Genomic DNA, 24,203 nt, shown 5'->3' on the forward strand with positions numbered 1-24,203 from the left:
ATATCCTCACCTTTTTATTTATATATTGTGTAGCATTAGTGAAATCTACATTTAATGAATAGTTAATAAAAATGTAAAATTCAAATTGTAAAAGCAATTAAATTGTTTGACTTTAACTAAGCTGCTGATGCAAAAATGAATTAACATTTAAAAAAGTAAGTGGTCATACAACATTTAATCCGACCGGTTCGTAATAACAAATTGGCGATTTAATAATCGCTAAAAAGCACTTGTGTGCTTTAATTGTGACCGACTAATATTGACTAAGTTCCAAACAAAAATGTAATCGTGACACTTTTATTTCATTAATCTTAAATTAGTAGCCCGCCCCTAAATTTGAACTATTTTTAAACAATTTAAATTTATACTTGATTATTTAAAGTCGATCGGTCTAATATGAGTTCATGAACAAAAATACATCAACACCAATACGCCGTGGTCGCCCACCTAAAATAGCCAGAGAAAACGCCGATACAAAAGCGTTACTTATTCGCACGGGCCTAGAAACCCTAACTGAATTTGGTTTTAGCGCCACGGGGCTCGATACTATTTTAAAAAAAGCAGCTGTACCTAAAGGCTCTTTTTATCATTACTTTAAAAGTAAAGAAGCCTACGGTATTGCGTTAGTTGATGCATACGACAGTTATTTTATTGCCAAGCTTACCCATTACCTACAGCAAGAAGATGTTCCCCCACTTGAGCGAATCGTTAATTTTACTCAAAGCGCAATTAAAGGGATGAAAAAATACGATTACAAACGTGGCTGTTTAGTCGGTAACTTAAATCAAGAGCTTAACCATTTAAGTGATGAGTTTAAAACCAGATTAATGCAAAGCTACACAGCTTGGCAAAACCATGTAGAGGTTTGCTTAAACCAAGCTAAGCAACAAGGCACTATTGCAAGCCATGTAAATACAAAATTGATGAGTGAGTACTTTTGGATTGGTTGGGAAGGTGCTGTTATGCGCGCCAAGCTCACAAAATCAAATACTCCACTTACTTTGTATACAGAAATGTTTTTACGCGCATTATTAACCTAATGCGTTTTTATTTACCAATTAAAAGACGATCGGTCTAAAAGGATATCCCATGAGTAACCCAATTAAAGCCATTGTTATTAATAAAGAAGACAATAACTATAGCGCTTCATTATCAACTATCGAAAATAGTGATTTACCAAACGAAAACGTATCTATCGACGTGCTATACAGCACACTTAACTATAAAGATGGTTTAGCAATTACTGGCAAAGGCCCCGTTGTACGTAGTTTTCCTATGGTGCCAGGTATTGATTTAGTGGGTACGGTTACAAATTCCACCAGCGATGAATTTAAAAGCGGTGATAACGTAATATTAAATGGCTTTGGTGTAGGCGAAAAACATTGGGGCGGGCTTGCTCAAAAAGCGGCACTTAATAGCGATTGGTTAATCCCCTTGCCTTCAGGTATTTCACCAAAACAAGCAATGCAAATAGGCACTGCGGGTTATACCGCTATGCTAAGTGTTATAGCACTTCAAAAACAAGGTATTACGCCTGAATCTGGCGAAATACTGGTAACTGGTGCTAATGGTGGCGTAGGCAGCTTTGCTATTTATTTACTAAACCAACTTGGGTTTAACGTAACAGCGGCAACGGGTCGATTAGATCAAAGTGAGTATTTAAAAGAGTTAGGCGCTTCACAAATAATTGACCGAAATGAGCTTTCAAACCCGGGTAAGCCTTTGCAAAAAGAGCGATTTGCAGCGGCAATAGATTCGGTAGGTAGCCATACACTTGCCAATATTTGTGCATCATTAAAATATGGTGGCGTAGTAACCGCCTGCGGACTTGCACAAGGTATGGATTTACCAGCATCGGTGGCACCCTTTATATTACGTGGTGTATCTCTTATAGGAATTGATAGCGTAATGCGCCCTAAAGCCGACAGAATTGAAGCATGGGATCGTTTAGCTAAATTAGTATGCGCTGATTATTTAGATAAAATTTCGACAGAAATATCACTTGAACACGTAATTGATAACGCAGAGCAACTTATGGAAGGTAAAATTCGTGGTCGTGTTGTAGTTAATTGCCAAAGTTAATTAAATAATAAGCCACATAGTAATATGTGGCTTAAACGTTTAACTAGGCACCGAATGCAGCTAATTTTTCAGCTAATTCTGTTTTAGTAATCAAACCCATTTCTTCTTGCTTTTTAAGCTTGCGAATGTTGTCAAAGTTATCTAGTTTTAAACGTGCTTTAGCTAACTTTTCTTCCATTTCTTCTTTAGATAAAACATCAAGTTTTACTGCTTTTTCTAACTTCTCTTTTTCTTGATCATATTCTTTTTGAAAAATTGCTTTTTCTTGAATTATAATTTGATCTTTTATTTTCTTTTCGATTTCAATGGCTTCATCTTCAAGCTCAATCTTTTTCTCTAAAAGAGGTTCTATTCTTGATAAAGGCTCTTGTAAAGCAACTTCAACATTTTCACCTTGGTTAGCTAAAAGGTTCTCAACATATTTTTTACCAATATCTTTGTAACCAATATTAAGCTGACCTTCGATTGAAGTGATTTCTGAACGAATCGATGAAAGTTTTGCGTTTTCTTTTGCTGAAGTAGCAATATCACTACTTAGTTTTGATGTAGAGTCACTAATATTTGAGCCAATAGTGCTTGCTTGAGTTTTGATCTTATTAAAAAGTCCCATTTCGTAATATTCCTTAATCTTTAATACTATAAATTGGCATCTTGCCGTATTTTATAAAGCTTTTTAATATTACCGATTATTTAAACACGTGTAAATTTTATCTTTCAATTCATTGTATGTGTAGATTTTAGAGTATCAAAACTTATAGATAAAACTTATAATGCAATTTGTATTTTAATAATGAGGCAACACCTATGAGCAACCAAGAACTTTTCAGTAATAACCCACTGCAAGGCGTAAAATTAGAACAAGTGGTTGAAGAGCTGGTTGAACAATACGGGTGGGAACTCCTACACGCTTATTTACAACTTAACTGCTTTAAAAATAATCCTGATGTTAAGTCTGCGGTTAAATTTTTACGTAAAACACAATGGGCACAAGAAAAAGTAGATAACTTTTACCTTTATCGTCTTAAAAACTTACCTAAGCCTGATGATGTTCAATACGAATTACCGCCACGCGATCGTGTGATCCCAGCTGATCATAAACCCGGGGAGCCGTGTGAGCTTAGTTTTGTTGATGCTAAGCGTATTGTAGAGAAAAAAGAATCTAAGCAACGTGCTCGCGATCGTAAGCAGCGTTCTAATTCTAGTAACCCTTGGGGTAACTAAAAACTTACTAATTTAAGGTCGAAGAGCTATTTATAAATAGCTCTTCGACTATTTTCTCATTAACTTCAATTATATCCGCCTTACATAGCCAATAAATAACAATTAGTACCCTCGGTTTTTCCAAAAATCTGTTTCGGTGCGCTCTGCTTCTAATGCCACATTAAAAGTTTTATCAGCAATGATTTTTCCATTTAATTCAATCGTCATTCGCCAATCACCCAATTTATTTTCTATTGGCAGCCAAAGCGTATCGCCTAAATAAAAGTTCCAATCACTGTTTTTAACGTATACATCGCCTTCAAAAGGATCCATCACATCACCGTTACTACCTGGAATATCAGGATGGTAAATACAATAATGAAGCTTTTCGCCTTTACCTTTTTTGATATTTACGATTAAGCCAAACTCAATATCTACCTCAGCTATTACATTTGTTGTAAATTGCTCTATTTGTGGCAACGCTTTACTTTCACTATCCCACTTAGAGTAAATACCGTGACTTTGTAACGTCACTACAGGTTTTGTTTTAGCCATTAAGGTAGCCTTTTATGTTAGCTATTTTGGCATTAGTTTAACTTTTTGAAATTTTAAAATAAAACACAATCTCATAAAGTTAAATCTCAACTTAGCTTTAATACTCCGCCTATTTACATAATTGCTAATTTGTCATCATTGTTTACACACTATTTGCACAATTGCTAATTATTGTTTGAGTAACTTAATTGATCAGGTAGGCAGCAATGAAACAATACGCACTTAATAATAAAAATCGAAATAGGATAAATGCTTTAAAGCTCACTTCTCTTGCTTTAATTGTTTCATCGTTAGTTGCATGTGGAGGTGGAGAAGGCATAGCTGATAGCTCAGAAACTACAGAAAGCTCATCACAAACCACCACAGATAATGGCACAGGTACCAGCAGTTCAACCCAAAGTGTACTTTGTGAATATAGCTACAGTGAATATAACGAGTCAGAGTCAGTACAAGCCACCAGCGCTGCAGATTGGTCATGCACAGGAACTACACGCGACTTAGCAGCTAATGGCATACCCGATCACGAAGTAGGTACATTCCCTAATGCTGATAACCCAAATACTATTTCTGAACAATCAGTAAATGAAAGCTACACACTTGAGCCTATAGAAACAACACAAGCAACTATGCTTGGTGGTCCTCGTGGAATGATAGGCGTTGTACTTAATGGCATTAAAATAGACGCAGGCACAGGCGGAAGTTGTGATGATTCTGGCACCGATTGCGATTTAGGCGACAACAGCGGCAACTGGAATATAGAAGCCCTAAGCCAAGACACGTTTAGTTTTGGAACAGACGACAACAATGCACACGTACAACCCGATGGTACATATCATTATCATGGTATGCCTGAAGGCTTTGTAGCAATGCGAGGTGGCAATAGCACTACTATGACTCTAATAGGCTGGGCAGCAGATGGCTTTCCTATTTATGCACGTTACGGCTATTCAGACTCAAGTGATGCAACTTCAGCCCTAACCGCAATGACCGGTAGCTACCAACACGTAACATCCGTAAGCGCAAACCGCCCTTCTACCGATATATACCCATTAGGTACATTTGCACAAGATTGGGAATACGTAGCAGGCTCGGGTGATTTAGATGAATGTAATGGCCGCGTTGGTGTAACGCCTGAGTTTCCTCAAGGGATATACCACTACTACGCAACAGACACTTACCCGTTTTTTCAACGCTGCGTTAAAGGCGAAGTTTAATTAGGAGTAAGTTATGCCTTATAAGAAAAATTATCTGTTAAGTGTGACCACATTGGGCTTATTGAGCACATCAACATTAGCAAACGCGCATTTAATGGTTGCAGATCACGGTACGCTGAATTTTGTTGATAATAACGTGTTTATTGTGCTTTCAATCCCTATGTCGGCTTTTAAAGGGGTTGATGAAGATAAGGATGGCAAAGTATCAATAGTTGAGTTTAATGCTCATAAAAAACAAATAAGTAAGCGAGTTAAAAAGAACGTTTATTTAGCAGATCATCAGTATAAATTTACTATTGACGGACTTTTACTAAACCCAGAAGCGTCGCATACACATAAAAGCGACAATATAGACCAAGTAACCATTACTGGGCGCTACTCTTTGCTCAGTAAATTAACCAAAGTTAACTTTAACGTTAAGCTATTTAGTAACAATGAGCACAAGCAGCATTATCAAATAACAGCGACTAATAAAACGCAAAAACTTACTCATCAATTTGAGCTAACACCAACGTCGCCCTTTAGTAAGGTGTTTTAATAATTAGTAATACTTACCTAATAATTAAGTGGCAAAGAGTACAAGTTAAACAAACTTGTGCTCTTTTTTATATTTTACTTCTTATTTAAAACTCTTTAGTTAAGTGCTTTTTCTATAAAGGTACAAGCTTAGGATTTTTAGGAAAGTAATGCTCTTCTTGCTGCTCACATAAACTAAACTCACGGGTGTTTTTATATGGGAGTTTCATAAAGCCCGCAACACCAACGTCCGTAATATTTACCGCGTATTGCATAAGTTTATTTAGCAAACGTTTAAATTCAACCTCTTTGCTCGAATCGAGTAAGCGGTAGTAATGGTGAATCTTCATTCTGTCCGGCAGTGCTTCAAAAATAATACACCCCGTATGATGAATTTGGTTAAGCTCAAATACGCACTTAATAACTTTTTTAGGTAGCTGTAGTTGCTCATCAGGGTCTTTACCGTCTTCAAAGTATGAATGCGGGCGGGTTATGTCGTTTGCCTTCATGCTTACAACTTCGTATTCAAGCTCTGGTAGGCTATCAAACTTAAATGCACCCGTGCCATCTCGCTCTAGCTGAATGGTTTTACGGGCATCAAACAAACAACACTTAAATAACCCTTTTTGATTAATCGCTTGCGCAAGCATCACCGTGTTATTAATCGCATCACTAAACGCATCACCCAATGATTCGTCATGCATAATTAAAGACGATTCAACAAACATCGACTCATCCTTCCAATGAAAACTAAGCCCACCAACAACAGGGTATTTAGCTAATCGGCTTATTGATGCTAAAAATGCTTTTTCGGTATCGCCTGTATCAAACAAAAACTCTTTATAATAACGGTCAAGTTGCGCGTCGTTTATATCTAGTAATTGCTGATTATGATCGGCCTGGCGTAAAAACTGTTTTCGTGAACTATATACAACCGTGTCGGGTTGCTCGGCCTTGCCATACCAAAAAGGAATATCTGCTTTTTTTTGTTTTTTATCAAGCTCAGGTAAATACGCTTTAGCCATAGTTGTAATATTACGCATAAAGTAATCACCGGCACCATCACGTTGTGCCTTACTTTTAGAAAGCATGCCATCAATCACTTTAGCCAGCTCTTTTGGGAGCCCTAAGCTGCTTGCAGGGATGGCTTGCGCGCCAAAGCGACACGACTGCGCCGACGCTAGCGCATACAACGTAGCGGCTACACCTTGTTCGTCAAATCGTGGGGATGATTGCTCCCCCGACATTTGCGCTTCACCAATAAAGTACACATCGCCCATACGCGCATTAGTTGTACTTAAATCGCCCGACATTAAATCCATAAAGTTACTCGCAACAGGGTTACCATCGCTATCGAGCTGTGCATACACAGAGCTTCCCCAATCCACTAACGACAGCGCATCAGTGTTTGCATCCCAAACAAGGTTTGAAGGCTTTATATCGCCATGCACTATAGGTTGTGGGCTAATGCCGTTTTTGTGACTGCGTAAATCAATTAATACATTACGTAACCTAACAGCTAGCGCCATTATTTGCGCGGCACTAAAGCGCCCTGTTTTAAGCGATACTTTTTCAAGGTCCTCTCCAATGGCGCGCGCCATCATTAAAATCCCTTGTTTTTTAATTCGCTCAAATGCATAAAAGGTAGGCACTAAGGGGTTATTAATTTGCGAAAGCATATACGCTTCGTCTTCTAAGCGGTCGCGTACACTTTGGGCAAGCGTAATACGCGAAAACTTAAATACCCAAGGTAAGCCGTTATCGTCATCACCTGCAAACACAAAACCAAAAGCACCTGAGCCAATCATTTCAACGTTTTTGTAGCCCAGCAGTGTTAACTGCTTAATACAAATATTAAGCCACTGGCGGTGTTTTTTAGCATCGCGGTGCGAAAGCAAATAAACAGATTGCTCTTCGTTGATATAAAAGTTGCGGATTTCTTTGGCTTTCAATACGGGTACTCAAATTTATAAAACTAACTAATTATTAGTTTTATATAATGAGATTACAATAGGTTAAATAAGAGTTTTGAAATCGTTGAATAAAACAGCGCTAAAGTAGCGCCATAGCAGTAAATTTAAGTGTAAACGTTAAAGCTCAAAGCAAGCTTTTTACAATGCACTGTATATAAATACAGTGTATTGCTTTTTACTAACTTTCAATAACACGAAGCTGCTTAATTGATGACACAGCTATGTGCGTTTGATAATAATATTTATTGGTGACTCTACCACGGCTCATAAAATCGATAGTTACTCGTTTAGCTTCGCCTGTTACTTCTATTGTTTTATCAATAAAAAAGGTGTCTGCTGGTTGTCCGTATTTACTTTGAAGCTCTGCTACCACATTAGGCTGTATTGATACCGTAATTGAACGCCTGTCGCGATAATCAGTTTCGGTATTTAAATACAACCAACTCCCCTGAGCTCCCGCCGCTTTAATATGAAACTGGTAAGTGCCAGCAACACCCTTTGGTGCACTTTGCTCAGTTAAAGCGATAAGGTTCATATTTGCAGCCGTACTTTGGCTCATTTCAATTTTATGGGGAACAGAACTACATGCACTAAGCGTTAGCACACTTAGTAAGGCTAGATATTTCAAGACACAATTTCCTTGTTTCTTACACCAATTCGCATAATTCAGTGATCTATTTTGAGACAAGAAAATCGTGTCGATAACAAAGCAAAATTTCGTTATTGAGTTGTTCTATATCAAAAATTTTTAATGCAGTTAGCGATTTAATCTCTTAAATTGATTAACTATTATTGCGGATTGGTATTATGCATTATTAAAAATATGTAGCGTTAATGATACCACTATATGCAGCCATGTTTCTATAATCAATCCAAACAATTAGTTAGCGGGTATTAAGGTGCATTGCGCTGAGAAGGATCTGTTTTAAAGCTTTTTAGCAAACTTTGCGGGTCAACCACCTCGGTATGCTCTTTAGCAGCCTGCGCCCACCATATTAGTTGGCCAAACGTACGTGAGAAATAATTAAACCACGATGATTGACTCTCTCCTGCAACAGGTTTGCCATCCTCACTAAACACATCTTGCGCTTTTGGCACGTGGATCATCGCCGATACCGGCAAACAGCCAAGTTCAGATAAAAATGTGCGCATACTAATGGCCGCTCTTACGCCACCCCACTGTCCTGCTGAGTAAGTTACTATTGCACTTGGTTTATACGAAAATAGTGAGCTACCAAAATGATTAAGTAAGTCAGCGAGGGCTGGACTCATGCTGTGATTGTACTCAGGGCTAATCATTATATAACCATCTGCGGCTTTAATTTTATCAGCTAATAGAGTGAGCTCTGTAGGTGCATTACTATTAGCGTATGCAAAATGTGGTTTAAATACGTTTTCGCTAGGAAAATCCAACGCATCAATTAGCTCAAACTCATGATCGCCAAAATGCTCTGTTAAGCATTCTATACAAGCCCTAGAAACCCTTAAGCCTAAGCGAGCTGGTTTTGGTGGAGTGCTATCGCGTACTGTGCCTAAAAATACTAAAAACTTCATATGTAATTCTCAACTTTTTTAAACGATAGCTAAACACTAACATTTTTTAGTTATTGTGTATTAAACATACGCATAGTTTATTGATTCAAAGCATAATAATAATTAAATTTAAAACTGAAATTTAGCAACAACCGCGCCGTTAAACGTATTTTATCGTGTGATCCTAAGATCGATTTAATCATGCAGCAAGAGTTTTACCCAGTAGGCTCTGAACTGCCTAAAAGTAAAACACACTGCTTCAAACTCAACCTTGAAAAAGCACGCCCTAGTATTGATAACTTAGCCCTACACCACCCCAAAATATATTTCGAAGTGTCTCGTCACCTGCAAAGCGTTTTTCATCTTTATTAACGGCAATGCTATAGCTTGTATATGTGTATAAGGCTAACTGATTAAAAAGCTGATACGACAAGTTTGCAGTAAACTTTACGTTGTTAATTCCGTTGTGCCCATCACTAACATACCCCGCGTTAAACCCCACGCCCGATTGAATATCTACTGATAGTAAATCGTTAATATAAAAATCTTTTTTTACTGCCAGCTCCAAAAATGTACCGCTGGCATCAAATGAATGATAAACACTACTTAATAATTGAATATCGTCTGCATAGAGATACGCAAAGTCGAGGCTTAGCTCATTATCGTGAGCATCAATGCCTTCTTCACGAGCTTTAATATAGTTATAACCTACATACATCTCTATCCGCTCAGATAAGTGAGCGGTATAAATAGCATTTAAATTAAGCTCTGAATAATCACTACTAATACCTTTTGCCGCCCAAGGGATCACCGCAAAGTTTTTATAATTAAACTCAGTAGCAATTGATGCAATACCATTACCGGCAAGGTTATCTCGACCTTCGGTTACATATCGGCTTTCCCATAATGGATGAATATGTAAATCAAACTCTTTATTTTTATAATTTACGTCAGTATTAGTATGCTTAATATTTCCGCCTACGCCCACTTCAAGCTCTTGATAGTGCTCTTGTGTTTTTGCTTGTGCGTAAGCTGTATTTACTCCCGCTAGAGTCGTAATAACAAATACATATTTTAAATAGTGAGTCATTTATTAAGTCCAAAACCATCATAAATGGTAAAAAGTGGCGCATAGTATTGTTATAAAACGTATTAGCGCAATAAATGGATGCACATTTATTGTTTTATTTATTAAATTTGAAGTATTTACTAAGTATTACCCATAAACTACAAGTTGCAATTAGCTCGGATTTTAACCAACAAGCCAAAGCCATATATGCACCGAGCAATGCTCTAGCAGGTACTCAGTTTAATAGTTCAAATAATAGTTATAATACTCGCGGTGAGGTGTTCCCTATTGCAAAAGCAGGAAAAGTATAAGAAGGAAGTGTAAAAAAGTGCGGTAACGGGGAAAACTATAAGCAGCAATAATTCATTAAGCTGCTTATTATTCTTAAAATTTTTAACCTAATTTGTTAGCCAGTTTAGTGATTTAAATAAGCCATAAGGACAATCAGTGCAACATAAAAACCAAAACCAAGTAAGAAGGTTAAGTCGACTCTTCTAGCTTTACTCGCTTTATAAGATGCAAAATCCTTAAACTCGCTTTTATACTGCCCCAACGTTACCACTTTTAATAGCAACCAACCGGTCGAGTAAAATAAAAAACTCAAACCAGTTTCAACAATTAGCCAAATAAAAATCTCAAAAGCAATACTCATAAACTATGTCCATTAGTTTGGAATGCAAAAACTATATCAGCTATGTGTTTAAAATACAGCCGACTAAGTTAATTAAGGTGTAACAGTAAATTTCGTTAAACCTATTAACTGACCTGATTCGGTGACTACTTTTACTTGCCACTTACCAACAGAGTCTTTAGGAAAGTTTACTTTGTGTGTCCACGCTCTGTACCCTAGCTCTCTCCCGCCGTTTATATTTAACGTGATCCGATCAACTTCTTTTTTATTATGAAGCCACACATGAAATATTTTTTCATTTAAGCCTCTTGGTGCTTTAACAGCAGTCCAACTATATAAACCTTGTTGGTGCAGTGTATAAGAGTCTAACTGTTTAATACTCCCTACTGGCTTTTTATGCTGTAAATCAACTTCATGAGCTAACGTAATATCGGTTAATCGCAGCGCAGCAGGAGGCACATAGCTCCTTAATTGCCACACAGCAGTGCTCAAAGCACATAAAATCAATACAAGAATAGGAAAACGCCACCAGCGTGCATTAGGCATTAAATTGTTTAAACTCGGTAGAGTAACCACTACAGCCGTTACAAGGGCTGCGGCTAAACTTTGGCTTGTTGTAAGGTTTAACAAAATAGGTAATGTAACGAGTAAAACAACGAATAAAGCAAAGTTATGAAACACACTAAATAACGTACGGTTTCTAGCAAGTTTTTTGTAATAAAAGGGGTCTATAACCGATATAACCGCACATAACACAATGAGGGAGGTAAAAAATGCTTGAGGATGATCCCACTGTGTAACCGCTAAAAAAAACGGCAAAGCAAAAAATAAGCTTTCTTGCTGCACCATTTGCAGAGCAAAACGCATTACATTAGGAGATACAGCCACACCAAACTTTTCTTCTACTTTGTCACGTAACCAATTATCAATAATTAGCCACAACCAACTAATAAGCAAAAATATCGCAATAATTTGCGAAAAAGACTCTTTTCTATCTACAAGTGCAAAGCTGGCAACGCCCGACAAAAACGCCAACACAGCCAATAATCCAGGCCGCTTTTGCATCGCGCTTATAAATTTAGCGATTATATTTTTACAGTAATCCATGTATGAGCGTTTCCGTACGGGTACGTACTTTATTATTTTTATTCAGAGTAAGGTTAGTTTAACCAAGTTTAAATGAACAACAGATAGACGGATGGATTTAAACGCGCCATTTAACAGTACATCAAACTAACCATTTTTGATTAAATAAAAGCTCGGCATAGCGCGTCATTGGTACGTTTATTAATTTTTGTAACGTGTGAGCCTTAGCAAGTAATTCATCCTCACTAAGTACAGGCATTTTATTGTTAAAAGCAAAAACAATTTTATTTCCGCCTTCAATAATAAAACTAAGAATCTTTCCTGCAAATTCTTTCTCAAGTAGTTGATCGAACGCTTCTCTTTGCCCAACTTTGGTATGGCAAATATTAAGTACTAAAACACCATCAAAAGTGAGCGCGTTTTTACAATCACGTAAGTAGGATGATTGCACCTGATCTGACTCCATCCCTTCTGAGCTATATAAATCAGAAAAAATAACATCCGTTTTTATCTGCGTTTTTTTCATGTAGTTTGCTGCATCATCAATATGAATAAACAAACGTTCTGACACAGGAACTTCAAAATATTTTATAGCCATATCAGCAACGGCTTTACGGTATTCAACGGTATGTATAGTCAATGCAGGAAACGCATGATAAAGACTTTTTGCTATAGAGCCCGCCCCAAGTCCCATTATCATCGCGGTTTTTAAGTGCGGAATAAAAAAAAGCGCAGCCATCATAGCTTGCGTATAAGCTAAGCTTAACCCGTTAATATTATTTAACTTAATACAGCTTTGATAAATTTTTCCGTCAAAGCTGAGAATAAGATTCTTTTTTGTTTGATATACATAAACAGGGCCATGCTCATCAATAGTTGATGCAATACAAGTGCCTTTGATATCCACGAATACTCAATAGGTGAGGTGATGAAAAACGAGTATAACTTACTTAACTCACTGGCATTGCCATTAATATGGTTTATAACGCTTTTATTAATAGACAAGCAGCTATGGATTTATAAATATAATAGAAAATTGGTTTATCTTTTGCGCTAGATTTGCACAAGCAGATTTAATAATCCACTTAGAGCCTATCTAAGTTAGTTTGTTATTCGTCTTGCACTTTCCACTCTAATGATTCAAGCGGATAGCCTCCAAACCATTTTGCCGTTTCTAACACAAAGTGACTTGTTATTTTTTCTACCCCTAAAGTGTCTTTCATAATTTCATTACACACACTATTAAAGTCTTCAATACTTGATACCATCATAAAGGCTATATAATCTATACTGCCATTAACCTTCATACAATCAACCACTTCACTATATTTTTTAATGCCTTTTTCAAAAACACCACAATGCTCGTAAGTATTACTTTTTAATGTAAAGTGGGCATATGCTTTTACGTTTACACATAACTTATCGACATTAGCGACCATTGCATAGCCAATAATATATCCACTATCCTCTAATGCTTTCACTCTTTGTAAACAAGCACTTGGCGATAACCCTATAATTGTAGATAATTCATTATTACTAATACGCGCGTTATTTTGTAGTTCGGTTAAAATACGACGATTTAGTCTGTCTAATTTAATGCTTTTTCTAACCATGTTAGTTCCCGTGTAAGTAGTTTATCTACCCTAAAATAAAAAGATTATGGGGTTTTAGCTTTAAATACTAAATTATATTCGGCAGACATACATCATAATAAAACATTAATCTTTCTAAAAAATTAATGTTAGTAGGAATTATGAATAAAACTCCCCATGTTTTAATAGAGACTTCGCTGGGTAATATCACACTTGAGTTATTTTTAGATAAAGCCCCAATTACCGTTAAAAACTTCCTTAAGTATGTTGATAATAACTTATTCGACGGCAGTAGTATTTTTAGAATCGTAACAGATGAAAATGCAGGCCAAGCTGAAGATGCAAATGCAAAAATAAATGTAATTCAAGCAGGTCTCCCTCCTGAACATCCTAAATTACTTGCCGGTATTGTGCATGAATCAACAAGAAAAACAGGTATAAAGCACCTAGATGGCACTATATCAATGGCAAGGTTTGAACCAGGAACCGCCGATGGTAGTTTCTTTATTTGTATTAACGATCAGCCAGAACTTAATTATGGCGGTAAACGCTATGACGATGGTTTAGGTTTTGCTGCTTTTGGACAAATAACGCAAGGTAGAGAGATACTTGAGAAAATTTATCAAAAAGCAGAAAAGCAAGAATACCTAAATAACCAAATTTCTATCGATTCTATAAAACGATATTAAATTACTGTATTTACTTTAAATCGAGCTAACGGCAATATTGAAACAAAACATAAACCTAGTAAAATTGTTCCCATCGTTATCACTTCAGTATAGCCGTTACCCTTTACAAGGGTAGAGGCACAAATAGGCCCAATAATATAACCAAAACCCACGACGGTTTGAGCTGAACTTATATACTTTCCTGAGCGATCAACATCAGAAATAACAGCAAATAAACGTGCGCCAGCAATACTCCAAAAAAAACTAAATACACATAAGGCAATCAGGTATCGAGTTCCTGTTAAACCATCCCCTAAACCCCATAAAGGTAAAGCCATAAGTAATAACGAAATGAATAACAACCCTATATTTTTACCATGGTGCCCTATGTAAGCAAAAAACAGCGCACCGAATAAACCCGCTATCATTGCAGTTGCTAAAGCCTGAGAAACAAATGATAAAGTTAAACCACCACTGGTACCCATTAGCGACATATAAGCCCACACACCACCAATACTGATGTAAAAAAACAATAAACTTAGCAATCCTAAATTAAGTAATTTACTTGGCTGTTTTAGTACAAGATCGTCAGCGTCTATTGACAACTTATAGTCATCACTTTTGCTAGGTAACAGCTTAACTACTCCCAATGGCAGTGCGTAAAAGAATGCCATGGCGATAAAAACACCAAGCAATGAAAACTGCTCATATACTATAGGAACAAGTACCAAACCAATTGCCTGCACCATAACAATGGCAGCAGTATAAAACCCAAACCAACGATTAGGGTTTTTAGTCATACCGATAGCACTTATACCAACCGCAACTATCATCCCCTCACCTAGACCCGTTAAGCTGCGGACTATACACAATAATATGAAATCATTAACTAAAGCCGACAGCAAGTTCCCTAATACTGTAATAATTACGCCTATGACTAAAACCTGTCTAAAGTTTACTTTTTTAATAAACATAGAAAAAATAAACGTCGCAAGTGCCAATCCCACAGAATCAGTAGAGGCTAGCCAGCCAATTTGCTGCTCTGTCAAAGATAAATTAATACCTACAACTTCTAGGTAGACAGGTAAAAAGAGCAAAACAAGGTAGCCTATGGGCGCTGTTGCTAATCCACTTAATCCCAAGCGTAAATCTGAATGTTTCTCTGATGAGTTTTTATTATTCATTTTTATCTCTCCGGTGGCATCAGTCATTTCAATTATGCCAATCCGTTTAAGTATGGGTCTATTTAACAATAAATATCTCTACAACTAGGATCTACTGTTTATACCTAGTTGTTGAGATACTATTTTTGACTTAGATATAAGCCATTTATTTGCTAAATTATGTAATGATTTATGTTATTTTTTATGTGTAATATCTTTATTAAGAGATGGAGATACATTGAGCTATTTATTGACTCTCAGTAAATAAAACATTGAAATTAAATACATTAATCAAAATTGATAATACCCTATTTAGTTGCCAATTATTTAGCAACTTACAACAATTAACAGTAAACACGTTCATAAAATATAGGTAATAGCATCTGCAGGAGATGCGCCATAGATAGAAACAACACTTATAAAGAATGCGTTTATCTATAACCCTTCCTGCATGGCTAATTAAATTTAAAATACGAGCTATTTTACGCCGTGTTGATAAAGAACTTGGGCTTGTTCGTGTGTAATGTAACCGTTTTTAATATCAGCAAGGACTTTCTCTTTAGGGCGTTTTACAGGATTTCCCCAGCCACCACCATTGCCTGTCACTAACCTAATTAAATCGCCTTTATTTAAAGGATATCGGCTTGTTCTGCTAAAGCGTGCTTTTTCATTTCCTTCACTATCAAAAACTTGGACATAGTTACATGAGCCCTCTTTACCTTCGTCAATTCCCCAAGGAGCCGTTATACCTCGACCAAAAAAGCTAGAAATGTCAGTCCCATCAGATAAAATTCGATAATCGAGTACAACACCATTACCCCCTCTAAACTCACCTGCTCCCGCAGTCTCACTATTAAATGTATATTGCTCTACCAATACACCATAACGAGCTTCTGTTATTTCGATGGGTATATTGCTTGTTTCGCCATTACCAACACAAAATTGACCTGATTCACCGTCTTTACCTACAGCCGCACCCCAACCACCAACTAACGGTTCAACCAATAAATAAGGTTCGCCAGTATCTGGCATTTTTCCTGATAAATTCATAGTGCATACAGAGCCAAATTGCCCCGCAGTAACAACACCCGGAAGTACATCAGCCAACGCTTTGCGAATAACATCAGAAGCACACACCATAGCTTCAAAGTATGAAGACACGGGTGCAGGACGCTTAGCTGTTAATAAAGTACCTTCAGGACAAATAACTTCTAATCGTCTAAAACAGCCGTCAGTAGCAGGAGCATCGGGCTGAACAATCCCCATGAATACCTCCCTTGCAGCTGAGATTAATACTCCCATAGTACAATTTATTGGCCCTGGGGCTTGATCAGATGAACCCGTAAAGTCGAGGATAAATGACTTATCGGTAATGGTTACTTTTACCTTTACCAAAAATGGACCATTGCCCATTCCGTCTTCATCAATAACATCTTGTGCTTCAAAAGTACCTTTTGGTAACGTTTTAAACTTCTCTAGCACCATTAAATCACCATGTTCTAGTAACTTATCAATGGCGGTTAAAGTAACGTATTTACTATACTTACCCATAACAGATAAAAAGCGTTGCTCCCCAACTTTTAATGACGCTGCACATGCTTGCAAATCACCTAATGTCATTTCAGGCAAGCGTACATTAACTTCTATTAAATCAAGTAAAGCTTGGTTAGGTATCCCTTTTTCAAATACTTTAATACCCGGAAACTGGAGCCCTTCTTGGTATATTTCTGTCGCATCAGCACTGTAACTTCCCGGATCTTTACCACCAATTTCTGTCCAATGTGCTTTATTAGCAGTCCATGCAACTAGCTCATTTTCGAAAAATATTGGACGGATCATACATACATCAGATAAATGAGTGCCGCCGCCTGCATACGGATCATTTAATATAAATACATCATCAGGGTAAATATTATCGTTATCAAACTTTGCAATAATATTTTTTACACCCGCATCTAAAGTGCCTATAAATCCAGGAATACCATTACCTTGAGAAATAAGACGCCCTTTAGCATCTGTTACACCAATACCGTAATCAAGTGACTCATATATAATTGGACTTTTACTACTGCGCTTTAACGCTAAAAACATTTCTTCGCCAATGGCAACCAAGGCATTTTTTATAATTTCTATTGTAAATATATCAACTTTTTTATTCATAATTTTGTACCAATTTAGTTAATTTATAAAAACGACGAATTAATCTCGTAAATAAATATGCAATCCACCAAAGTCATCTACCTCAACTCGGTTATCTGGTAACACAACCGTTGTAGTCGTGCTCTCTTCTATGATTGCAGGGCCTTTGAACTTCATTCCAGGCATTAATTTTTCACGGTCAAAAATAGAAGTGGTTAACCTCGTTTTATTATCAAAATCAACCCATCGAGTACCAATTAAGGCATCATCAGCACTCGCTGTTTTACTTTTCGGTAACTTCTCAAGCTCTGCTTTATCTAAAATGCCAAAAGCAACTAAGTGAATATTTACAACTTCAATTTTTGAATCATTTAATCTAAATGTGTATTCTTGCTCATGTGTTTGATGAAATCTCTCTGATAACGCTTCAATAAAATCGTGTTCATCAAGCTCAGTATCAGGCACATGAATTTTAACGGTGTGTTCTTGTCCGCTATAACGCGCATCAACATATAACTCATGTTTAACTTTATCTTGCGACATTCCATCATTTTTATAATCTAAATTAGCTTTTGAAATAACGCCATCAAACGCACTAATAACCTCAGCTTTACTTTGCTCACTTAAGCTAAATCGGTGAGTTTGAATGTAGTCTCTGCGTAAATCGATCATCAGCATTCCCCATGCAGAAAACACACCCGCAAATGGAGGAATAATAACTTTACGAGCATTCAGTTCGCGACCTAAAGCAGTAGCATGCAAAGCGCCACCGCCACCAAAGGCCATTAAAGAAAAGTCACGTGGGTCATAACCACGATTAACTGAGATTAATTTAAGGGCATTTACCATATTAGAATTGGCAATATCTAAAACGCCATGTGCAACATCCATCGCTTCAACATTAAGCTTATTAGCTAAGGTAAGAAAAGATGCTTCTACAGCACTCAAATCGGGGTGTATTTCACCACCAGCAAAATTCTCGCTGTTAATACGGCCAGTAATTAAGTTAGCGTCTGTCGTTGTTGGCGCAATACCACCGCGTCCATAGGCAACAGGGCCCGGTGTAGAACCCGCACTTTGAGGGCCAACATGTAAGCTATTAGCGGCATCAATCCACGCAATGCTTCCGCCACCATTCCCTATTTCAACAATATCTATTACAGGTGTTTTTATTGGATAACCTGCTTTTTTAGCGGTTTTTTCTAAAACGTATTCAGTTGTTATACGTGTTTTACCATTATGGATTAGCGAACATTTAGCTGTTGTTCCACCAATATCTAACGCCATTATATTACCGTCGCCTATTACAGCACCATAAGCTGCAGCACCTAAAATACCGCCCACAGGCCCCGACTCAACCAACGTAATAGGGTTATCTCGTGCCGATTGTAAAGTAGCAATACCACCATTAGATTGCATAATAAAAGGATCGTTTTTTAATCCGTAAGTACGTAACTTACTTTTTAATTTATCTAAATACTGTTGAGCTGGCGGTAATACATAAGCTGATAAAACAGTGGTACTTGTTCTTTCATATTCACGCCACTCAGCTGAAATCTCATGAGATGCAATAACATTAACTTCAGGCCATAGCGATTTCAAAGCCGCTATCGTTTTAATCTCATGCTCTGGATTTAAGTAAGCATGTAAAAAACAAATACCGATTGCCTGTACATCTTGAGATTTAAAATAATCGACCAAAGACTGTAAGTTACTTAAGTCAACTGGTGTAATTACATTGCCTTTATAATCAAGGCGTTCTTTTATTTCTAATCTTAAATGGCGCTCAACAAACGGGTTTGGTTTTTTATAGGTATTATTAAAAATATCAGGTGTATTCCCGCGTGCAATTTCTAGCACATCACGAAAACCTTTTGTCGTTATCAAGCCTGTTTTTACACCTTTACGCTCAGTAATCGCATTAATTACTACAGTAGAACCATGAGCAAAAAAATCAACATCGGATAAGTTTATGTCAGCTTTAATTGCTGAATTAACAACGCCTTGTTCAAAATTTGGTGGCGTAGTATCGCTTTTGACAGCTTTAACATTACCTTTATCAATATAAACAAGGTCAGTGAACGTACCACCAACATCTGTAGCGACTCTAACTGTCATAACTTGCACCTTACTAACGTAGTTACCTTATATGCGGTAACAATTAACTTGATTTGCTTAGCCGCATTTTGTGCTCAACTAAACTTATAAATAAAAATTATTATTGATGACTAAATTCACCATCAACGATGGCTATTAACTTGCATTAATAGCCATATTATTTTTAGAAGTTGTACCTAACTTGTACACCAACTTGTCTTGGTTGATTACGCATTCTTATTAATGGATTGAATAGAAAAACTGTTTCTGGGGATGCTTCATCTGTTAAATTAGAAACAAATATTGAGGTAGAACATTTCTCATTTTCTAAAGTGAAGTTGGCATTTAAAAATGTATGTGTATCCGTTTCACCCGTATCTTCATTAAAGATATCAAACGAACGAGGTCCTAATGTATTAAACGAAAGACGTGCTTTAAACTCATAATCAGCAAACGCTTGTTGCGAATAGTCAACAGAGCCATTTAAATTAAAGTCAGAAACATAAGGCATAGTACCGCCTTCTGTTGCGGCTAAATCTCTGCCCGATAAAATATCAACACCTTGATTTTTAGTAATTTCATTATCAATTAAACCAAGCCCAAAATTAACCGTTAAATAATCAGTTAAAGTGGCTGACATCTCTAATTCAAAACCATCTATCGCTACTTCATCAATATTTAAGTTTTCTAGAGTGAAAGTTGTCGGGTTTAAGCGTGTAAATTGTGCATCTTGTTGATCAATATGAAACAAAGACATATTCACCCAAACTTTTCCATCAAGCCAAGTTGTTTTTAAACCTAGCTCAACGGTGTCTGATATTTCTTGATCGTATTTACGTATTACACTTGGGGCGTATTCATTAAAGCCACCCGATCTAAAGCCTTTTGAATAAGTGCTGTATAGCAGATGGTCATCACTAATTTGCCAAGCAATAGAGGCTTTAGGTTGTAATTCACTAAATGTTTCATTTACTTTAGAGGCTGATGGGTCACGTTTATCAAATGCATCTCGCTCTTCTGAGTCATAGCGCAGGGCAACTGTTAGCTCAATGTCTTCTACCACATCGTAATTTGCTTGCCCAAACAAAGCATAGGCAGTACTTTCTTGAACTGTTTTTTCACCGGTGATAACTAAACTAGGATCATTCGCAATATCAGCTTTTACATCTTGATAGGTAACTCTTTGTGTTGGTGTAAAGTCTAATACTTGATCGTAAGATACATTTCTGTCTTTTGATTCATAATATGCACCAATCGACCAACGAAGAGCGTTATCACTTGGCGAAGTAAATCGGGTCTCAAAGCTACTAGAGTCTTCTTCTATTGGGTTAATTTGGGTATGAGGGAAGTAAAAATTGTCGTCGCTTGGAGCCTGATGAGTAAAATCTCCATCAGAAAAAAACATAATGTCTGAATCATTAGCAGACGCAATAAACGTTAAATCGCCATAATCTGTTTCATGATCAAGTTTTACTGAAACTGACCATAATGTTGACTCATCACGCCCTACAGCATTTGCCTCTGGTTGTAATAAAAAGTCCTCTAACTGGTCACTGGTAATAAATCCCATATAGTTACTACCCTGGGTTTTTTCAGCGTAGTTACCATGAAAAGTTAACTTGGTATAATCACTTAAATAAAATTCAAGCATTCCTTGAAAGCCAAATGCATCATCAACATAATCTACTTTTTCATTTAAAAAAGAGTTTTCAATTAGGCCATCGGTATCTTGATAGTTAGCAGACAACCTAAAGTAAGCTTTGTCTTGAACAATTGGGCCACTGAGCGCAACGTTTAGCTTTTTATCGTTTCCTTGCGCAACTGATGCTTGAACGCTTCCTTCAAATTCATCTGTTGCTTGCTTTGTAACAATATTAATCGCCCCACCAATCGCATTTTTTCCGTACAAGGCACCTTGTGGCCCTCTAAGAACCTCAATACGTTCGATATCGTGTAAGCCCTGATTAATAAACTCTAGATTAGGCACAGTTATACCATCTACAACATAAGCAATAGGCGCTTCCCCTACCTGTGGGGTAATTAACCCTCTAACAGTTACAAAATTTAGTCCTGATCTAAAATTTGTTGATACATTTAAATTTGGCGTTAATGATGAAAAATCTTTTATGGTAGAGATACGAGCGGCTTTAATGTCGTCACCAGTGAATACTGTGACCGAGTCTGGTATTTGTTGTAATGTCTCGGTACGCCCTCTGGATGTAACAACAATTTTTTCAATTTTGTCTACTTTATTACTGCCTTCGGTATCCAACTCATTTGCGTATAACGGTGTGCTTCCTGAAGTTGCTATAATTACTGCTAGCGCTACTTTTTTAGGACAAAAACGATTACTTATTGTCATATCACTCCCCTTTAGACCTTTTGGTTTACAAAGTTATTATGTTTTTTATAAGTGCTTAATATTTTTAACACTTTTAATAGTACGCATTGGTCGGAAAATCTTTGATTCTAAAAATGCAATAAAACGCAATTTATTTTGTATTCACAATCTAAAACAGAACTTCTAGCAAAAAAGCATTCGAACTCACTTTATTTAGTTAAATAATGGCATATTTTATGAGCTGCTTTTCGCCATACATTAAATTGTCATGCTAAAAGTAATGGGATCTCAGGCGATTTATCTTTTAAGGTTGAATAGATGGTTGTGTTGCCTGGCAGAGGCTATGTTATGAAATGTAGATAAAGCCGTTTCTATGAATGTTTAGGGAGGTTAAGAGTAGCTTAATGCCTATTATCAAATTTATAATAATAGGCATTTATATATTATGAGCTTATGTAATCACAAGGCTGTCGTCTCTTTTAATAACCAGGCGTTACTACGTGTGTCTATAAGAGGAGATATAAGTCGATATACCATTTCGTGGTATGTATTTAACCACTCTATTTCACATTTTGTAAGTTCTGCTTTATCTATTAACCTTCTGTCAAAAGGAACATGAGTTAACACTTCAAAACACAGCATATTTATATCTGACCCGCTGATATTAAGGCTTTCTTTTACAACATATAAGTTTTCGTGGCGTATACCAAACTCATCCTGACGATAGTAACCTGGCTCAATAGATACAACCATCCCAGGTAAAAGTGCAACGTTAGAATTTGCCTTTGCAATGCGTTGCGGCCCTTCATGTACATTAAGGTAATGCCCTACACCATGTCCTGTGCCATGTTCGTAATCATACCCTTTTTGCCATAAGTGTTGCCGCGCAAAAGCGTCTAATTGCTGTCCTGTTGTTCCAAAAGGAAATCGGATAGTCGCCAACGAAATATGACCTTTTAAGACTAAAGTAGCCATTTTTATTTGCTCTTTAGTCGCCTTACCTATAGCCACTGTACGTGTAACATCTGTAGTTCCATCAAGATAATGCGCGCCCGAATCAACAAGATAGATAGTATTATTTGTCATTAGTTTAGCGGTCGTATCTTTATGATTATAATGACACATAGCCCCATTACTCCCAACAGCTGACACAGTATCAAAGCTAGGTTCTTGGTATAACTCATCTACAGTTCTAAATGTTTCAAGCTTATCGGCAAGTTGGGCTTCGTCGTAAAAAGTCTGTTCGCGTACTTGCAAATCTAACCACGACAAAAAGTTAATAAGTGCTGCACCATCACGAATGTGACATGCTTTCATTCCTGTGATCTCAATCGGATTTTTTTGTGCTTTTAGTAATCCTATAGGATCGCTGCTTTGAATAACGTTTACATCTGGCTTTTGTAGTAATCTCGCCATGTGCGCATTAATGACTTTTGGGTCAATTTGAGTTACGCAATTTGAAATAGATAATAAGTATTCATCTAACTGCGTAATACATTTAAAACTTACATTATGCTTAAAAGAAGATTTAAGTTTTTCATCCAGTGTAGTTAAATCTAAAAAACAAATAACCTCTGCATCTTGATCAATAATTGATGTTGAATAAAAAACGGGTAAACAAGGGATATCACTTCCTCGTAAATTGAGTAACCAACACGTTGACTCAAGATTGGTAATGATTAACCTATCTACACCCACCTTACTTAAAATGTCTGCAACTTCTTTGCACTTAGTAATGCTTGATTTACCACAGTACTTTTCATCTATTAATTTTACGTTGGTGCTTATTTTAGTCGGTCTATTTGTCCAGCATAAATCTATTAAATTATTTTTAAGTGGAAGCGATTTTCTACCTTCTATAGCAACTTTACTTATAAATTTCGAAAACCAGTCAAATGAATGCAAAGAAGGGTCGATTCCAATTTTTGCTGAGGGAGGTAGTAACGAATCAATCCAACTGTTGCTCTCAAATACAGCCATACTTTCAAATGAAAATAGCTCCCCGTCAACTTGCTTAGTCACTTGAACGCTGTATCTACCATCAACAAAAAAAATGACATCATCTTTTAAAACGACAGCAACTCCTGCGGTACCTGTGAAACCACTGATCCATTTTAAACGATTATTACAATCAGAAACTTCTTCTAAAAGATATTCATCTTCATGAGGAACCACAAATGCATCCAAATCCAATTTCGCCATTTCATTTCTAACGGCTTGTATTCGATAGTTATATTGACTCTTCATTTCAATCTCGTATTAAAGTAAATCCTAAACTTTATAACAACTTGAGAATTGATAAGTTTTTATTACCATGCACTTTCCGTAGAAAGTTTTGTTGTTC

The 24,203-nt window shown here is 36.7% G+C and carries 22 protein-coding genes; 7 read left to right on the plus strand and 15 right to left on the minus strand.

The annotated features are described in order from the left end of the window. Positions 1–404 precede the first annotated feature (404 nt). Complete coding sequence (locus tag P20429_RS11115; RefSeq protein ID WP_007582758.1) at positions 405–1,040, plus strand: TetR/AcrR family transcriptional regulator; 636 nt, start codon at positions 405–407, stop codon at positions 1,038–1,040. Positions 1,041–1,089: 49 nt separating this feature from the next. Next, complete coding sequence (locus P20429_RS11110; protein WP_007582759.1) at positions 1,090–2,082, plus strand: MDR family oxidoreductase; 993 nt, start codon at positions 1,090–1,092, stop codon at positions 2,080–2,082. 43 nt (positions 2,083–2,125) lie between these two features. Here P20429_RS11110 and P20429_RS11105 read toward each other — a convergent pair whose 3' ends face one another. Then, entirely contained in the window at positions 2,126–2,692 is a 567-nt protein-coding gene (locus tag P20429_RS11105; protein ID WP_007582760.1) for a hypothetical protein, read from the minus strand. A gap of 194 nt (positions 2,693–2,886) precedes the next feature. Between P20429_RS11105 and P20429_RS11100 the strand changes: the two genes are divergently transcribed. Continuing rightward, a complete protein-coding gene (locus tag P20429_RS11100) occupies positions 2,887–3,303 on the plus strand; it encodes a VF530 family DNA-binding protein (RefSeq protein ID WP_007582761.1) in 417 nt (138 codons plus the stop codon). A gap of 102 nt (positions 3,304–3,405) precedes the next feature. Here P20429_RS11100 and P20429_RS11095 read toward each other — a convergent pair whose 3' ends face one another. Next, complete coding sequence (locus P20429_RS11095) at positions 3,406–3,837, minus strand: DUF3859 domain-containing protein (RefSeq protein ID WP_007582762.1); 432 nt, start codon at positions 3,835–3,837, stop codon at positions 3,406–3,408. A gap of 206 nt (positions 3,838–4,043) precedes the next feature. Here P20429_RS11095 and P20429_RS11090 point away from each other — a divergent pair, with 206 nt between their 5' ends. After that, positions 4,044–5,051, plus strand: a complete 1,008-nt coding sequence (locus P20429_RS11090) for a YHYH protein (RefSeq protein ID WP_007582763.1) — start codon at positions 4,044–4,046, stop codon at positions 5,049–5,051. Between the two features lie 13 nt (positions 5,052–5,064). Next, complete coding sequence (locus P20429_RS11085) at positions 5,065–5,589, plus strand: hypothetical protein (protein WP_007582764.1); 525 nt, start codon at positions 5,065–5,067, stop codon at positions 5,587–5,589. 112 nt (positions 5,590–5,701) lie between these two features. Here the strand turns inward: P20429_RS11085 and P20429_RS11080 are convergent, their stop codons facing one another. The 4 genes from P20429_RS11080 to P20429_RS11065 all read right to left on the minus strand — a co-directional run bounded on the left by P20429_RS11080 (position 5,702) and on the right by P20429_RS11065 (position 10,163). Then, positions 5,702–7,519 (minus strand): serine/threonine protein kinase, encoded by a 1,818-nt coding sequence (locus P20429_RS11080; RefSeq protein ID WP_007582765.1) that lies wholly within the window; start codon positions 7,517–7,519, stop codon positions 5,702–5,704. 199 nt (positions 7,520–7,718) lie between these two features. Then, a complete protein-coding gene (locus P20429_RS11075; RefSeq protein WP_007582766.1) occupies positions 7,719–8,168 on the minus strand; it encodes a hypothetical protein in 450 nt (149 codons plus the stop codon). A gap of 266 nt (positions 8,169–8,434) precedes the next feature. Next, on the minus strand, positions 8,435–9,094 hold the full coding sequence (locus tag P20429_RS11070) for an NADPH-dependent FMN reductase (protein WP_007582767.1): 660 nt from the start codon (positions 9,092–9,094) through the stop codon (positions 8,435–8,437). A 265-nt stretch (positions 9,095–9,359) separates the two neighbouring features. Continuing rightward, positions 9,360–10,163, minus strand: a complete 804-nt coding sequence (locus P20429_RS11065) for a hypothetical protein (RefSeq protein ID WP_007582769.1) — start codon at positions 10,161–10,163, stop codon at positions 9,360–9,362. Between the two features lie 74 nt (positions 10,164–10,237). Between P20429_RS11065 and P20429_RS11060 the strand changes: the two genes are divergently transcribed. After that, positions 10,238–10,453, plus strand: coding sequence for a hypothetical protein (locus P20429_RS11060; protein ID WP_007582773.1), 216 nt, complete (start codon positions 10,238–10,240; stop codon positions 10,451–10,453). Positions 10,454–10,557: 104 nt separating this feature from the next. Here the strand turns inward: P20429_RS11060 and P20429_RS11055 are convergent, their stop codons facing one another. From P20429_RS11055 to P20429_RS11040, 4 genes are all read right to left on the minus strand, one after another. After that, the gene (locus P20429_RS11055) at positions 10,558–10,794 is read right to left on the minus strand and encodes a hypothetical protein (protein ID WP_007582775.1); all 237 of its coding nucleotides are present in this window, start codon (positions 10,792–10,794) and stop codon (positions 10,558–10,560) included. A gap of 72 nt (positions 10,795–10,866) precedes the next feature. After that, positions 10,867–11,880, minus strand: coding sequence for a DUF5924 family protein (locus tag P20429_RS11050; protein WP_007582776.1), 1,014 nt, complete (start codon positions 11,878–11,880; stop codon positions 10,867–10,869). 121 nt (positions 11,881–12,001) lie between these two features. Next, positions 12,002–12,766 carry a spermidine synthase gene (locus P20429_RS11045; RefSeq protein WP_007582777.1) on the minus strand — a complete coding sequence of 255 codons (765 nt, stop codon included), beginning with the start codon at positions 12,764–12,766 and terminating at the stop codon, positions 12,002–12,004. Positions 12,767–12,968: 202 nt separating this feature from the next. Beyond that, the gene (locus P20429_RS11040; RefSeq protein ID WP_007582778.1) at positions 12,969–13,472 is read right to left on the minus strand and encodes an Lrp/AsnC family transcriptional regulator; all 504 of its coding nucleotides are present in this window, start codon (positions 13,470–13,472) and stop codon (positions 12,969–12,971) included. Positions 13,473–13,612: 140 nt separating this feature from the next. On the opposite strand from P20429_RS11040, the gene P20429_RS11035 reads away from it, so the two are divergent. Further along, positions 13,613–14,140 (plus strand): peptidylprolyl isomerase, encoded by a 528-nt coding sequence (locus tag P20429_RS11035; protein WP_007582779.1) that lies wholly within the window; start codon positions 13,613–13,615, stop codon positions 14,138–14,140. On the opposite strand, the gene P20429_RS11030 is transcribed toward P20429_RS11035, so the two are convergent. The 5 genes from P20429_RS11030 to P20429_RS11010 form a co-directional block, all read right to left on the minus strand. After that, entirely contained in the window at positions 14,137–15,303 is a 1,167-nt protein-coding gene (locus P20429_RS11030; RefSeq protein ID WP_007582780.1) for an MFS transporter, read from the minus strand. The genes P20429_RS11035 and P20429_RS11030 overlap by 4 nt on opposite strands. Positions 15,304–15,759: 456 nt before the next feature. Further along, positions 15,760–17,442, minus strand: coding sequence for a hydantoinase B/oxoprolinase family protein (locus P20429_RS11025; protein WP_007582782.1), 1,683 nt, complete (start codon positions 17,440–17,442; stop codon positions 15,760–15,762). A 39-nt stretch (positions 17,443–17,481) separates the two neighbouring features. Then, positions 17,482–19,539: a hydantoinase/oxoprolinase family protein gene (locus tag P20429_RS11020; protein ID WP_007582784.1), complete on the minus strand. Its 2,058-nt coding sequence runs from the start codon at positions 19,537–19,539 to the stop codon at positions 17,482–17,484. Positions 19,540–19,702: 163 nt separating this feature from the next. Further along, a complete protein-coding gene (locus P20429_RS11015; RefSeq protein ID WP_007582786.1) occupies positions 19,703–21,880 on the minus strand; it encodes a TonB-dependent receptor in 2,178 nt (725 codons plus the stop codon). Between the two features lie 438 nt (positions 21,881–22,318). Beyond that, a complete protein-coding gene (locus P20429_RS11010) occupies positions 22,319–24,106 on the minus strand; it encodes an aminopeptidase P family protein (RefSeq protein ID WP_007582788.1) in 1,788 nt (595 codons plus the stop codon). Positions 24,107–24,203 lie beyond the last annotated feature (97 nt).

The sequence above is a fragment of the Pseudoalteromonas sp. BSi20429 genome, from assembly GCF_000238895.1.
Classification (GTDB): Bacteria; Pseudomonadota; Gammaproteobacteria; order Enterobacterales; family Alteromonadaceae; genus Pseudoalteromonas; species Pseudoalteromonas arctica.

What these genes read in the sequence shown, in the direction of transcription:
- P20429_RS11085 (WP_007582764.1), top strand. Translation starts at nt 5,065, where the DNA reads ATGCCTTATAAGAAAAATTATCTGTTAAGTGTGACCACATTGGGCTTA.
- P20429_RS11010 (WP_007582788.1), bottom strand. Translation starts at nt 24,106, where the DNA reads ATGAAGAGTCAATATAACTATCGAATACAAGCCGTTAGAAATGAAATG.
- P20429_RS11035 (WP_007582779.1), top strand. Translation starts at nt 13,613, where the DNA reads ATGAATAAAACTCCCCATGTTTTAATAGAGACTTCGCTGGGTAATATC.
- P20429_RS11060 (WP_007582773.1), top strand. Translation starts at nt 10,238, where the DNA reads ATGGATGCACATTTATTGTTTTATTTATTAAATTTGAAGTATTTACTA.
- P20429_RS11055 (WP_007582775.1), bottom strand. Translation starts at nt 10,794, where the DNA reads ATGAGTATTGCTTTTGAGATTTTTATTTGGCTAATTGTTGAAACTGGT.
- P20429_RS11025 (WP_007582782.1), bottom strand. Translation starts at nt 17,442, where the DNA reads ATGAATAAAAAAGTTGATATATTTACAATAGAAATTATAAAAAATGCC.
- P20429_RS11020 (WP_007582784.1), bottom strand. Translation starts at nt 19,539, where the DNA reads ATGACAGTTAGAGTCGCTACAGATGTTGGTGGTACGTTCACTGACCTT.
- P20429_RS11015 (WP_007582786.1), bottom strand. Translation starts at nt 21,880, where the DNA reads ATGACAATAAGTAATCGTTTTTGTCCTAAAAAAGTAGCGCTAGCAGTA.
- P20429_RS11090 (WP_007582763.1), top strand. Translation starts at nt 4,044, where the DNA reads ATGAAACAATACGCACTTAATAATAAAAATCGAAATAGGATAAATGCT.
- P20429_RS11065 (WP_007582769.1), bottom strand. Translation starts at nt 10,163, where the DNA reads ATGACTCACTATTTAAAATATGTATTTGTTATTACGACTCTAGCGGGA.
- P20429_RS11100 (WP_007582761.1), top strand. Translation starts at nt 2,887, where the DNA reads ATGAGCAACCAAGAACTTTTCAGTAATAACCCACTGCAAGGCGTAAAA.
- P20429_RS11070 (WP_007582767.1), bottom strand. Translation starts at nt 9,094, where the DNA reads ATGAAGTTTTTAGTATTTTTAGGCACAGTACGCGATAGCACTCCACCA.
- P20429_RS11050 (WP_007582776.1), bottom strand. Translation starts at nt 11,880, where the DNA reads ATGGATTACTGTAAAAATATAATCGCTAAATTTATAAGCGCGATGCAA.
- P20429_RS11115 (WP_007582758.1), top strand. Translation starts at nt 405, where the DNA reads ATGAACAAAAATACATCAACACCAATACGCCGTGGTCGCCCACCTAAA.
- P20429_RS11030 (WP_007582780.1), bottom strand. Translation starts at nt 15,303, where the DNA reads ATGAATAATAAAAACTCATCAGAGAAACATTCAGATTTACGCTTGGGA.
- P20429_RS11105 (WP_007582760.1), bottom strand. Translation starts at nt 2,692, where the DNA reads ATGGGACTTTTTAATAAGATCAAAACTCAAGCAAGCACTATTGGCTCA.
- P20429_RS11040 (WP_007582778.1), bottom strand. Translation starts at nt 13,472, where the DNA reads ATGGTTAGAAAAAGCATTAAATTAGACAGACTAAATCGTCGTATTTTA.
- P20429_RS11095 (WP_007582762.1), bottom strand. Translation starts at nt 3,837, where the DNA reads ATGGCTAAAACAAAACCTGTAGTGACGTTACAAAGTCACGGTATTTAC.
- P20429_RS11110 (WP_007582759.1), top strand. Translation starts at nt 1,090, where the DNA reads ATGAGTAACCCAATTAAAGCCATTGTTATTAATAAAGAAGACAATAAC.